Raw genomic sequence first — 13,770 nt, forward strand, 5'->3', positions numbered from 1 at the left:
AAAACGTCAACGTTAAATAAAAACGTTCACATTTATTCACCCCTTTATATCAGTTCCCCCGTTTAGTGAAAAAAGGGGGAACATTATGCAAACAACAATTTTACCAAACGCCAACCCAAAGCACTTAACACACCAAAGTGTACTACCGTTTGAAAAAGCGCCTTTCGCTAAACGTGCTTTAAACGCGGCCACAATTGCTATTGCTGGATGTACCGTTACGGCAGGGCTTTTCGTATTAATGGCAGAGCTCATTAAGCAAGACAAAGTAAACATAAGCGAAGCCCCACCGGTGTTCTTTGAGCCGATCATTTACCAACCTGAAGACGAACGGACCATCACTAAAAAACCAATGGTGCCAATTGAGCAGGTAATTAAAACGCCACCTCAAAAAGTTATTGAGATTGACCCTGAGCCCAATGAAGGCCCAGGAGGCTTTGAGATAAAAACGCACATACCTAATACTGCGTTAGATTTGTCGATTAACCTAAATAGTGCGCAAGGTGATATGCAAGCCACACCCCAATTTAGGGTAGACCCCACTTATCCACCTGAGGCCAGTCGCGACGGTATTGAAGGCTGGGTAAAGCTAGGGTTTACGATAAGTGCTAGTGGCTCAGTGTCTGATATTACAGTACTAGATTCAGAGCCCAAGCGCGTGTTCGATAGAGCTGCGCGCAGAGCGCTTAAAAAATGGAAGTACAAACCCAAGCTGAATGGCGGTAAACCTGTTAGTCAATCAGGTATGGTTGTAGTATTAGATTTCAAATTAGAACAATAAGGACTGCCTATGAGTATAGGCGCAAGCTTGCAAAGCCTGTTTCAAGGCAAGCGCGAAAAAGTGCTGGGAGTCAGCGAAAGGCTAATGCTGCGGTACAGCGCAAAAGGTGATGAAGCATCGTTAGCCGCGCTGTATGACTTACACAGCCATAAGCTATTTTATTTTTTGAAGGTGTTAAATGATAGCACTGTTGCAGAAGATATGTGTCAGCGCACTTGGATTAAGGTTATCGAAAATCGTCACTTATTTAAAAGCGGCGATAATTTTCAGGCTTGGCTTTTCACTATTGGTAGGCGAACGCTTATTGATGAATTCAGAAAAAACGCCAAGCTTGAATTTAACAACGAGGCAGTTGAGTCGTTTTCGTTAAGCGAGTTACTTAAAAATGCACAGTCTTCGGTAGAGGACGATGTAGCAAAAGGGATAGAAAAAGACGTGTTTAAGGCATGTATTCAGCAGTTACCCTACAAGCAGAAAGAGGCGCTTTCGCTACAGTTTGAAGGTTTTTCGTTAGCGGAAATCGCCGCTATTTGCGGCGCTGAAAAAGAAACGATTAAAACTCGGATACGTTATGCCAAAGACAGCCTTAAAACCATGCTGGAGAAACTGTAATCATGTCTACATCAGATAAAGAGCTACAAGATGCGTTCAAACGCAGCCAGCAGGTACAAAAGCAAAATGATGGAATGAGTGAAAAGGCTAATGCTCGAATTCGTGAAAGGGTTCTCGCGTACAACAAGGCAATAGAAAGTGATAGTGGAATAAAACGCGTATTTACTGCTACGGCTGCTAATATTCGAGCGTACTTCGCTTCTTCAACTTTACGTTTTACGGCTGTGGCATTCGCAATCGTTGCCATGTTGGGCGTATACAATATCGGTACATTCCAACGTAACCATTCGTCGCCATTACAGACGGCAGCACACCGTGTAGACATTGTTCAATATCACGGATTCGAAGGGGAAGATAAGCTGCTAGCTGGTAAAGCCGGTACTGATTATAAAGCGCGATTTAATGCCTATACTCAACAATATCTTGAAAGCAATTTAGTCGCTAGAGCGGTTACGTTAGAGCCAGCCACGCTTACGGCGCAAAATGGGTATTGGCTCTTGGTGAGCTGCAAAAATCAGCAAGTTGTGGTTTCTGAAAACCTTATTGCATCATTAAATATTAACGGTCGCATAGAGGGGGATATCAATATTGGCACGCATGTAGCGCTCGCCTTTGATGCGCAAGGAAGAATACTTTCAATTAAACAGTCGAGTAAGCCGTTGATGTGCTGATTAATAGGGTGTTTAGCTGGATGCGTTCGTAAACGAGGTAAAGGCGGTGAAACTCGCTCGAGCCTCGATTACGAACAGTATTTTAGGAATGACTTATTTGTCTAAATCGTGTGCTCTAAAGGCATTTGGAAGTAACTCACCAATGGTGGTTTCGAATGTCTCGCCGTTTTGACTTACCATGGTAACGGGAGTTTCATCTGGGGCAAATTCAGCAATTTTCTGTCTGCATCCACCGCACGGAAAGCAAAACTCGTCGTTCGGGCTCGCAATAACGATATGCGAAATACGTTTTTGTCCCTGTGTGACCATATTGCCAATAGCTGTGGCTTCAGCACATTGTCCTAATGGAAAAGCAGCACTTTCTACATTACAACCAGAGAAGGTTTCGCCACTTGGAGTAAGCAACGCAGCACCAACTTTAAAGTTGGAATAAGGTGAGTGTGAGTTTTTCTGTGCGTCAAAAGCAAGTTGTGATAGTTGTTCTAAATTATTTTTCTTCATAGCTACCTGTGTTAACCACCCAATACGCTTTACTTTTATCATCAAATGCGAGAAGGTTGGCGGCATTAGCGCCGCAACAAGCGTATACTTAATACTCAGGCGGTTTTTTCTTTTTTTATAGAATGCTTTTTTACCATGTGCAGAAACGTTAGTCTCATCTTTTTTTCTCTATTCGCTGCTATTTTAACCGGTTGTGCGCAAACACCACCTGTTTCAGAAAGACCACAAATGGGAAACCTGCTTTTAGCCGAACCTGCGCCCATTAATCCTCGTTCCGAAATGGCTATTGCTCGTTACAATCAGGTGCTTACCAGCCCTGCGTTATCAGATGAAGACAAAGCTGAACTGCACTTTCAGCGAGGCATGTTGTACGACAGCGTGGGCCTATCGGGCTTAGCGCAGTTTGATTACACCCAAGCCATTAATTTAAAGCCAGATTTGGCTGAAGCCTATAATTCTATGGGTATTCACTATATTCAGCAGAACGACTTTATTCAGGCTTACGACGCATTCGACTCCACGCTGGAAATCAACCCAGAGTATGATTTCGCGTTCCTAAACCGCGGTATTGCGCTTTATTACGGTGGCCGCGCCGAACTCGCGACCAACGATCTTAACCGCTTTTTTGAAAAAGATGACAGCGATCCATTTCGCGCTCTGTGGGCGTACTTTGCGCATCACGACGTGTCAGAGCTTGAAGGACAAAAATACTTAGCTTCTATTCGACCAACGCTGGACAACCAGCACTGGGCTACTACGCTGGTGGATTTGTTTTTAGGTACTGTTGATGAGAACGATGTACTTAACTCATTGTTAGACGGTGTGAAAAGCCAAAAAGCGTTAACAGACAGGTTGTGTGAAGCATATTTTTACTTAGGTAAATTTCATACCCAGCGCGGCAACAGCGGTATTGCATCAAATTACTTCAAGCTTGCATTAAGCACCAATGTATTTGATTACGTTGAACACCGCTACGCACGAATGGAACTTAACCGTTTGCGTGAACTAGCTAGCAGCGATCTGGTTAGCGAAGAGTAAGCAGCAAGCGTTATGCGAGGCTTATTTTTAGCAGTGTTCGCACTGCTCATAGTTGCGGGCGATAGCGGACGCTATGTCCCGCAGCTAATTGCTAATGCAAGCAAGGTGCTTACGCCGGCAAGCCTAGTGTCAGATAGCGAACTAACTGAAAAGGCGAGCTCTACTTCAGTAAATACTACCGACGGCATGGCACAGGACAGCACAGAATCTTCTCCCGACGCTCAAACTTCGGATATTACCGAACGTTTCAATTATTCTGACTATCACCTTAAGCATGACGCACTAGCGCTACTTTGGTTAGCTGCAAAGCAGGGCAGTGAAAATGCACAGGCACGCTTGCTCGGTGAATTTGAGCGTGCGTATAACGCAGGCTTCATTGCTACTGACTATATCGATGAAGCCACTGCAACCTATTTTCTAGAGAAGCTAGTGAATCTTGAAAACGCAGACGCTGCATGGCTGCTGTACCAAATATTAGGTGAAGAAGGTGCGTCACAGCGCTTTATGCGCTTAGCGGCGCTCGGCGAGGTCGCAGAAGCACAGCTTGCGTTTGCAATGTCTACCGATTCGCCAGAAAAACGTGAGAAGTGGCTGGTACGCGCGGCTTCACAAAACTACGTACCCGCACAGGCCGCATTGGCCGATTGGTATCTTCTACACGGGCAGCAACAATTAGCGAAACCACTGCTCGCAGCAACAGCAACCTTAGACATGCAAAGTGCATTTAAGTATGCTCGCCTTCTGTGGGACGAAGGGGAATTTTCTGAGGCTAAGGAGCATTTTAGCTTTGCCGCGAAGAAAGGGCATCTTCAAGCGGAAAAAGCCTTAGAGGCCATCAATCTCTACACGCCGTATTCTATACAGCAAGCATTAAAGCAGTCTCCTTCATTTAACTGGGAGAATGAAGGGAAATGCCTTCAGCGTATTCAGCCTTTTGCTACCAGTTTAGCTACTATCATGCGTGCTCACAGTCTTTATAACTCATTCAATGACGACAAGCGCCTGCAGAACCTTTCTATTTGCCTGGCCCCGCCTATTTGGCTTAAACCCGATGTGCTAAGCTGCGATCCGGATTATAAAAATGCGGGGATCTTAGGCTGTAGTATTACTCCTTTGGCAAGCATTGCGAAAAAGCAGAAATTTAGTCATGCAGTAGTAGTGGCAGAGCAGGGTAAGGCAAATGTTCAAAACGGCGTAATGTACTTAGACATCAGTGACGCTTATTCAGTGTTTGTTCATGAGCTAGCGCACTTCGCAGGCTTCGCTGACGAATATCCTATTGGCAAGGGCATGGCGAATAGGCTGTGCGATGAAGATGGAATAAGCGATTTTGCACCACCAAACCTAATCGTAGATTCTGAGTACTGGTATGCACCTCACAAAACGGTCGAAAATTGGCTAGAGATAGATCCTGCAACCATTATTGCACGCGCCAAAACGTGCACCGTATTGGGGGAAAACAGCTATAAGCCCAGCCGCAGAATTACCTTTATGGAACATCACGATAGCGGCGTGATCCCGCCTTTATATTTGGTACTGTGGCAGCAGCAGCTGGAAAAACAAAATGCCCAGCGACCTATTTCAATGAATTTCTTCCAGGCGTTCCACAATAGCGGCAACCAAAAAGAAGCCGCACACTGGTTAGCCGAATACGAAGCGTTTACTGGTGGCAAATAACCGCAGTTGTCATTACTAAAACAATGCACTCGCCACTATTTGGCGAGTGTATCTTTAAGCTCTCTTACCCACATAGACGTTGCACCACAAATTGCTACGGGCATAACGATAAAGTTAACCACGGGAATAAGTGAGAATATATTCACCATCATTCCAAACGTCATTGCTTTCCCTTTGTGTTCGCCAAGGTGCAGGCGCATGCGTGTGAAATCTACTTTGTGATTATCGTATGGGTAGTCGCAATATTGGATTGCTATCATCCAGGCGTTAAATAAGAACCACAAGACTTGCCCGATAATAGGTAGGAAAAAGAACAATAACAAAAAACCAATAGCGCGAGGTAAATACCAAACGAGCTTGGTGAGTTCGCGCCCTACAGTTCTAGGAATGTCTTTAACTAAAGACATCACGCCCTCGTCACCCAAATCTTGACCCGTTAGGTGACGCTCAACTTTTTCTGATAATACACCGTTAAACGGCGCTGCAATCCAGTTGGCCAGTGTACCAAAGATGAGTGCGAAAATGAGCAATACGCTGATGACTGCTAGGGGCCACAAGAAAAAGCTGATCGCTGTTTTGATCCAGCCTAACCATTCAGGTACAAGGTCAATCACATAAGCGATGCCCATTTCTATTTGGCCAAATAAGAAGTAAAAAGCCACAGAAAAAAGCACTAAGTTTATTGTTAGGGGTACAAAAACAAAACGCTTTAATCCTTTGGTTTTTATAAGCGAAAAGCCTTCAAAGAAATAATGTACACCGCCTGAACTCATTCGTACTCCTTCGCGTTTGAAACGCTGTGTTTGTTAACTATCTGTTCTATCATACGCGCTTGGCGTATTCTCTGCCTAACTCAGTGAAATGGTAATTGTTACAAGCTGTTAGATTTGGTAGAGTCGAAGCATAATAACAAAAGAATCTTCCGTGTGATTGCATCATTTCTACATCAACTGCTATTTCAGCCGATGGTTAGCTGGTTTCTGGCTAATATCAAGGCGATACCGCGTGCAGCTTTGTGTTTAAGAGGGATGATGTGTGAGGCTTAAAAAGATTAAGCTCGCGGGTTTCAAGTCCTTTGTTGAGCCAACTACTATTCCATTCCTCGGCGAAATGACCGCCATCGTAGGTCCTAACGGCTGCGGCAAGTCGAATGTCATTGATGCTGTACGTTGGGTTTTAGGTGAAAGTTCTGCCAAAAACTTACGCGGCGATGCAATGACCGACGTGATTTTTAATGGCTCTTCGTCTCGTAAGCCAGTGGGGCAATGTAGCGTTGAACTTGTTTTCGACAACAGTGCAGGGCGGATAGCGGGTGAATTTGCCAACTACAATGAGCTGTCTGTTAAACGCTTAGTTACACGGGACGCCACCTCTACCTATTTTCTAAACGGCACTAAATGTCGCCGGCGTGATGTCACCGATCTATTTTTAGGAACAGGGCTGGGCCCCCGTTCTTACGCCATCATTGAGCAAGGTATGATCTCGCGGCTTATCGAGTCAAAACCACAGGACTTGCGTGTATTCATAGAAGAAGCCGCGGGTATCTCAAAATACAAAGAGCGCCGTAGAGAGACAGAAAACCGTATAAGGCACACGCAAGATAACCTTGAACGCTTGAATGATGTGCGCGATGAATTGGGCAAGCAGCTCGAAAAATTACAGCGTCAGGCTGCTGCGGCTACTCGATACAAAACGCTACGTGCACAAGCCAGAGAGCTAAAAGGCCAGTTAGCAGCCCTTCGTTTTCTGAAAAATAGTGAACATATTGAAGCGCTGCAAAAACAGCAGCAAGCACTCCAGTTAGAAGTTGACGACTTAGTGGCTCGACTACAGGGCGATGAAGCGGGGCTTGAGTCGTACAAAACCAAGCAGCTGGAAACAAAACAAACGATAGATGATCTTCAGCAGCAGCTGTTTACTACCAGTAACGCAATAACACGACTAGAGCAAAATGCGCTGCACGCAAAACAACGCAAAGGGCAGGTAGAGCAAGAGTTAGCACGAATTAGCGAGCAACACGAATTGCTTAACCACTCTATTGACGAGGCACAGGAAGCGCTTGCGGTATCAAACGAGGCGCTTGAAAACATTGAGCCTGAATTTGCCCTTAAGGAAGCAGAGTTAGAGCATGCCAAAGAGCGTTTTGAAGACGCTGAACAAGCGCTAAGAGAATTTAACGCACAAGCGCGAGCGCAAGAACAAACCTACAATCAACTTCGTCAGAATGTTCAGCAATGCCATAGCCAAATTCAGTCAACGATGAGCATGCAGTTACGCACTTCTCAGCGTATCAGCGAACTACAAGACGAGCTAAAACAGCTAGGTGAAGAAGATTTTGCCAGTCAGATAACACTTTTAGAAGAGCAATGTAGCGAACTCGATTTTGACATTGATGAAGCTAAGCAATTACTTCAAGAGTCCAATCAAAGGGTGTCGCAGCAACAAGGCGAAGTCAACGCTATAGAAGCGAAGCGCCGTGATACCCAGGGCCAGTTACAAACTGCACTGTCCACAAAAGCTGCGCTAGAAGCGCTTCAGCAAGATGCCTCAAATAATGAAGACGTAACGTTAGACGGGATAGAAAAGCTGTGGCAGCAGTTTAGCTCTAACCAAACTCTTGCACCTTGTGTAGAATCGATTTTACAACATGCAAAAGACCCCGTTGTTGCCAAAAGCCATGACATACAGGCACTGCTTCAAAATCACGCTTATTTGCCAAGCGGCATTAAAGTGTTTACCGATAAGGCGTTTGTAAGCACTGCCAAATCGGGTTCACTAGCACACGCTCTATTAACTGAATCTAGCACTTATGAATCGTCAACACAGCGTGTTCCCGCATTTTTTAATGACATTTACCTTTGTAGCAATGATGACGAACTTGCGGAAACGATTGAAAGTGCTTTTAACAATGACGATGAACCTGAAGGCCTAGCCAAGGGGTTTACTAGCGCAATCTCACCTTCAGGGTTGTGGGCAAGCTCGCAGTGGGTAGTGAAACCTGGCGAAGCAAACGACGGCGCTTTGCAGCGAGCGAACAAAATTAAGGGGCTGGTAGACAGCATTCAAGAATCTGAAAGCCTTATAGATGAGATTGAGCGTTCATTAGAGTGCGCCAAACAAGCACTTGAACAGAACGAAGCACAAAAGCAGGCTATTCAGAGCGCCTTAAGTGAAAAAGAAAACCAGCGCGCACAGCTTAAAAATAAACTTTCTTTGCTTGAAATGCAGCAAGAGCAACAGTCTACACGCACTGCCAAACTTAATGACGAGTTAGCAAAGCAAGAGTTAATGTTAGCGAAAGAAGAAGAGCAGTTAGCTCAGCTTTCGGAAAAGTTAGAGCTTCAAGAGGCACAAATTCTTGAACACGAAGTACACATTGACGATGTGAACGCTAAGCGTGATGCAAATGAGCGAACTACGTCAGAGTTGCGCGCGTTAGTTGATACATTAACATCGCAAAATCATGAGCTTGCACTTAAGAAGCAGCAACTAGAGAACCACCAGAATTTATATAGCCAACAGGTTACACGTAACCTTCAGCAGCGTGAAGAGTACATAAAAAACAAAGAAAGATTACAAAAAGAACTTACACAGCTTACGTCCCCTGAAGAAATTCAAGAAGCAGAGCTTCAGTCGCTGTTGGAAAACAAATCGGAATTAGAACAGCTGAAAAGTACTAAGCAAAGTAGTCTTGAAGATATAGAGCAGTGGTTGCGAGAAGCCGAAAAAGGGCATCAAGCTCTGGGTAAAGATATTCAAACGCGACAGACAAACATCGATAAACTCAACATTGATATTGAAGGATATCGGGTACGTGCGAATACGATTTTAGAACAGCTTGATGAAACGCAACAGTCGCTGAAGAGCATTCTAGAAACCTTACCTGAAGATGCCGAAGAGAAGCGCTGGCAAGAAGACCTTGAAAAAACGCAGGCTAATTTGCAGCGCTTAGGTGCTGTGAACTTAGCTGCGGTTGAAGAATATGAAACCCAGTCGGAAAGAAAGTCACATTTAGATACACAGCACAACGACCTTACTGAAGCCTTGGAAACGCTACAGTCGGCCATTCGGAAAATTGATAAAGAAACCCGCACGCGCTTTTCTACCACCTTTGAACAGGTTAACGAAGACCTTAAAACGTTATTCCCAAAAGTGTTTGGGGGCGGTTCGGCGTATCTTGCGCTTACCGATGACGATTTGTTAGAAACTGGGGTGACGATAATGGCTCGCCCCCCTGGTAAGAAAAATAGTACGATTCACCTCTTAAGCGGTGGAGAAAAAGCACTAACCGCTTTATCATTGGTGTTTGCTATTTTCAGATTAAATCCGGCTCCATTTTGTTTGCTGGATGAAGTAGATGCACCATTGGATGATGCAAATGTAGGGCGCTTTTGTAACTTAGTGTCAGAAATGTCACAAACAGTGCAGTTTATTTATATCACCCACAATAAAATAGCGATGGAAATGGCCAGTCACCTCACCGGTGTTACCATGGCGGAACCGGGAGTTTCGCGCATGGTGGCGGTAGATGTGGACGAGGCTGTAGCCTTCGCAGAAGCATAACAAAGGGCGAAAGAAATTAAATGGAAGATCAATTACGTCTATTTTTACTCCTTGGAGGCACGGTTTTTATTATCGCAGTGCTTGCCCATGGTATTTGGAAAATTCGTAAAAACAGTAAGCCTTCGGAAAAAGAGCGCTTAGAGCCCCGTCAGTGGCAAGATGATGACAACGATTTCGAGTCCGACGAGCAAGAAGGCTTTGACGAGCTTGGCATTGGCGCGGTGCGCGTGGTTAGCAAATCACAAAACCAAGAGCATGAGGCTGCAAGCAACGTATCGACGAATACGGCAAATGGCCCTGCACATCACGACATCAATGAAAAACATGCTTACGGCAGCGAAGAAGCTGATGACGAGGATAGCTTGTCTCAACATGCCACGTCAAAAGAGCACGGTGATGGAAAAGAGGGCGCACACGGTGAGCATGCGGGTAAACGCTCAAGCAGCGTTGGTAATTCAGCTATGCCGTCTGACGGGAAAGAAGAAGCTGAGAAAGCACCAAAGCTCTATGGCTCTGTGGTTACGAATCCGAAGCCACACATGAAAGGGCAAACTCGTCCCGATTGCGCATCAATAAAAGGTGCCAACAGAGGCGACGAAAACCTTGCCGCGTTCCCTGAACCTCCAGGCTTCTTACTTCGTGAAGGCGAAGAGCAAGAGGAAACTTCTTTAGCGTCGCATGGTCAGCGTGAAGAAAGCGAACAGCCAAATACTCCAAGTAATCAAGAGAGAGCGGATAACGCGCAATCGCATGACCCAATTCAGAGTCAAGCGGGCGGTCATCAAGAAAGAGGGCGTGCAGAGCCTGTTCGTCCTGCACAGAAGTTTTATATCGACCCAACGCAGGAGGAAGAGCCTGAAACAGTGCAGCCGCCAGCTAAAAACGAAAGAGAAGTTGCTGATTTTAGTTTAGATGCACCCGAAGAGTCTGTTTCATCCAGCGATGTTCATGAAGAAAATGAACAGCCGCGACGTTTTGCACGTAACAAACGAAGCAAAACGCCAGTGAGAAGACGTGAAGAGCCGAATTTTGGTGACGATCAAATGCGTATTGATTTTGACACCAGTGAAGCAGCTAGCGCTGATTTTGGCGATGAAAGCTTTAGTGCTAATGAGTCAGGTAATGATGGTGCTGGAACTACATCAAAGACCACTAAGTCGTCGATTGAACCCGAGGTTTTAGTATTAAATGTAAGAACGCCAGAAGGCGAGCCCATTTCAGGTGCTGCACTATTACCTATGCTATTAACATTAGGGTTTAAATTTGGCGATCAAGACATCTTCCACCGCCACGTAAACTCAAATGGCAAAGGGCCAGTATTGTTTAGCCTTGCTAACATGTTTAAGCCTGGGGTTTTCGACATTGATAACCTAGAGAACTTTGAAACCCAAGGTATTTCACTGTTTATGATATTGCCTATTGAGGGTGACCCTCATCAAGTGTTTAACATGATGCACAATGCCGCCCGCAAATTGGCAGATGAGTTCGGCGCACAAGTACTTGATGGGCGCCGAAGCGTATTAACGAAGCAGGGCTTACAGCAATACGTCGAGAAAATTCGTGAGTTCGAGCGCAAGCGTATGATTGCGCGCAGCTAGCGTTAATTTATCACTTGCGCCTCAATCTTGTGGATTATTCATGCAGGTGCAACAACAAAAAAGGACTTGGCTCATACCCAGGTCCTTTTCTGTTGATTAGGGTCTATTGATCTTTGATGTATAACAAGGGCTAGCAAGCCATAGCATTGTAGCGTGGCTGTACGTTTCACAACCTGACTGAAATAGATCAGGTTTTTGCAGCCCATTTGAAACATACAGCGGCTTGGGCGAATAGGCCTTGGCAACGAATTGTAATACTTTTAACTATTTAAACGGCGTGACAACAACTCCATGTCAGATTCTTTAGAACAAGCAAAGCAACAAATAGAAACACTTCGCAACACACTTAATGAGTACAACTATCAGTACTATGTGATGGATGACCCTTCGGTTCCTGATGCAGTATATGATAGAGATATGCAGGCGCTTATTGCGCTAGAAAAACAATATCCTACGCTTCAAAGTCCGAATTCTCCTAGCCAAAAAGTGGGAGGTGCAGCGTTATCGGCTTTTGAACAAGTTACCCATGATGTTCCTATGCTGTCGCTGGATAACGCCTTTGACGAAGAATCATTGCTTGCCTTCGAAAAACGTTTAAAAGACAGACTAAAAGATTCGGCAACGTTAGATTTTAGCTGCGAACCCAAGCTAGATGGTTTAGCGGTAAGTATTCTGTATGAAAATGGCGAATTAGTGCGTGCTGCAACCCGTGGTGACGGCCAGGTAGGCGAAAATATCACGGCTAACGTGCGTACCATTTCTAATGTGCCGTTAACGCTTCGTGGTGAGCATTATCCTGAGCGCGTAGAAGTGCGCGGTGAAGTGTTTATGCCTCGTGAGGGCTTTGCAAAACTCAACGAACATCAAAAAGAAACGGGTGGTAAGGTTTTTGCGAACCCTCGTAATGCTGCGGCTGGCAGTTTACGACAGTTAGACTCTAAAATTACGGCCAAGCGCCCGCTGATGTTTTATGCCTACTCGCTAGGCGTAGTGCAACCTGAAAGTTTTGAATTACCCACAACACACAGCGAGCGCCTTAAGCAATTAGGTAATTGGGGGCTGCCGCTGTGCCCTGATATCGACACCGCCGAGGGCGGTAAAGGCTGCTTGGCATACTACAACCACATTTTGGAAAAGCGCGATAGTTTGCCGTATGACATTGACGGCGTTGTGTTTAAGGTTAACCGTATTGACCTGCAAGATGCCCTTGGATTTGTGGCTCGAGCGCCACGCTGGGCGATTGCGCAGAAGTTTCCTGCACAAGAAGAAGTGACTAAGTTACTGGACGTTGAGTTTCAGGTAGGAAGGACTGGTGCGATCACGCCGGTTGCTCGTTTAGAGCCCGTGTTTGTAGGTGGAGTAACTGTGTCGAATGCTACACTTCACAATCAGGACGAAATTTCCAGATTAGGCGTTAAAGTTGGCGACACCGTGGTAATCCGCCGTGCGGGTGACGTTATTCCTCAGGTGGTGTCTGTGGTAGAAGCTAATCGCACAGGTAGCGAAACTGACATTACCTTCCCAAGCCAATGCCCAGTGTGTGACTCGCAGGTTGAGAAACTAGAAGACGAAGCGGTTGCCCGTTGCACCGGTGGGTTAATTTGTGCCGCACAACGCAAACAGGCGCTTAAGCATTTTGCTTCGCGTAAAGCATTCGATATTGATGGTCTGGGCGACAAGTTAGTCGATCAGTTAGTTGACGCTGATCTTGTGCACAGTCCCGCCGACTTTTTCACGCTTTCGTTAGGCGACGTTGTTGGGCTAGAGCGCATGGCTGAAAAGTCTGCCAGTAAGCTACTGGCATCGCTTGAAGCTTCAAAGCAAACCACGCTTGCCAAGTTCCTATACGCATTGGGGATCCGTGAGGTTGGCGAAGCTACTGCGGCAAACTTGGCTGCGCACTTCGAAACCTTGGAGGCTATTCGCGAGGCGTCGCTTGAAGCACTGGTTGAAGTCCAAGACGTTGGTGAAGTGGTGGCTACCCACATTTTCAATTTCTTTAACGAGTCACACAATACTGATGTTATTGATGCGCTGTTAAAAGAAGGAATTAACTGGCCTGCTATTGAAAAGCCTGATTCGGATAACTTGCCTCTTGAAGGAAAAACGTGCGTTATTACCGGTACACTCAGTGAAATGGGGCGTTCTGACGCGAAAGCACGTTTGCAGTTACTTGGTGCAAAAGTGGCAGGCTCGGTAAGTAAGAATACCGACTTCCTAGTTGCAGGAGAAAAAGCGGGTTCCAAATTAACTAAAGCACAAGAACTAGATGTTGAGGTATGGGACGAAGCTGCGCTTATCGCTTTTTTATCGGAGCATGAAAAGTAGTCTG

Annotated in this window: 10 protein-coding genes; 8 read left to right on the forward strand and 2 right to left on the reverse strand. The window is 45.6% G+C overall.

Features of this window, described 5'->3' with window-relative positions:
- Positions 1–85: 85 nt before the first annotated feature.
- The 3 genes from MASE_RS08945 to MASE_RS08955 are packed head-to-tail and all read left to right on the forward strand — an operon-like array spanning position 86 to position 2,061.
- Entirely contained in the window at positions 86–778 is a 693-nt protein-coding gene (locus tag MASE_RS08945) for an energy transducer TonB (RefSeq protein ID WP_014949416.1), read from the forward strand.
- 9 nt (positions 779–787) lie between these two features.
- Positions 788–1,390 carry an RNA polymerase sigma factor gene (locus MASE_RS08950; protein WP_014949417.1) on the forward strand — a complete coding sequence of 201 codons (603 nt, stop codon included), beginning with the start codon at positions 788–790 and terminating at the stop codon, positions 1,388–1,390.
- Between the two features lie 2 nt (positions 1,391–1,392).
- Entirely contained in the window at positions 1,393–2,061 is a 669-nt protein-coding gene (locus tag MASE_RS08955) for a hypothetical protein (RefSeq protein WP_014949418.1), read from the forward strand.
- Positions 2,062–2,154: 93 nt separating this feature from the next.
- Here the strand turns inward: MASE_RS08955 and cdd are convergent, their stop codons facing one another.
- A complete protein-coding gene (cdd, locus tag MASE_RS08960; RefSeq protein WP_041693482.1) occupies positions 2,155–2,562 on the reverse strand; it encodes a cytidine deaminase in 408 nt (135 codons plus the stop codon).
- A 135-nt stretch (positions 2,563–2,697) separates the two neighbouring features.
- Here cdd and nlpI point away from each other — a divergent pair, with 135 nt between their 5' ends.
- Complete coding sequence (nlpI, locus tag MASE_RS08965; RefSeq protein ID WP_014949420.1) at positions 2,698–3,600, forward strand: lipoprotein NlpI; 903 nt, start codon at positions 2,698–2,700, stop codon at positions 3,598–3,600.
- Between the two features lie 12 nt (positions 3,601–3,612).
- Complete coding sequence (locus MASE_RS08970; RefSeq protein WP_014949421.1) at positions 3,613–5,277, forward strand: SEL1-like repeat protein; 1,665 nt, start codon at positions 3,613–3,615, stop codon at positions 5,275–5,277.
- A gap of 35 nt (positions 5,278–5,312) precedes the next feature.
- Here the strand turns inward: MASE_RS08970 and cysZ are convergent, their stop codons facing one another.
- The gene (cysZ, locus tag MASE_RS08975; RefSeq protein WP_014949422.1) at positions 5,313–6,050 is read right to left on the reverse strand and encodes a sulfate transporter CysZ; all 738 of its coding nucleotides are present in this window, start codon (positions 6,048–6,050) and stop codon (positions 5,313–5,315) included.
- A 262-nt stretch (positions 6,051–6,312) separates the two neighbouring features.
- Here cysZ and smc point away from each other — a divergent pair, with 262 nt between their 5' ends.
- The 3 genes from smc (at position 6,313) to ligA (ending at position 13,766) form a co-directional block, all read left to right on the forward strand.
- On the forward strand, positions 6,313–9,840 hold the full coding sequence (gene smc, locus MASE_RS08980) for a chromosome segregation protein SMC (RefSeq protein ID WP_014949423.1): 3,528 nt from the start codon (positions 6,313–6,315) through the stop codon (positions 9,838–9,840).
- A gap of 20 nt (positions 9,841–9,860) precedes the next feature.
- A complete protein-coding gene (gene zipA, locus MASE_RS08985; protein ID WP_014949424.1) occupies positions 9,861–11,438 on the forward strand; it encodes a cell division protein ZipA in 1,578 nt (525 codons plus the stop codon).
- Between the two features lie 291 nt (positions 11,439–11,729).
- Entirely contained in the window at positions 11,730–13,766 is a 2,037-nt protein-coding gene (gene ligA / locus MASE_RS08990) for an NAD-dependent DNA ligase LigA (protein WP_014949425.1), read from the forward strand.
- Positions 13,767–13,770: the final 4 nt, after the last annotated feature.

Source organism: Alteromonas macleodii ATCC 27126 (assembly GCF_000172635.2).
Taxonomy (GTDB): domain Bacteria; phylum Pseudomonadota; class Gammaproteobacteria; order Enterobacterales; family Alteromonadaceae; genus Alteromonas; species Alteromonas macleodii.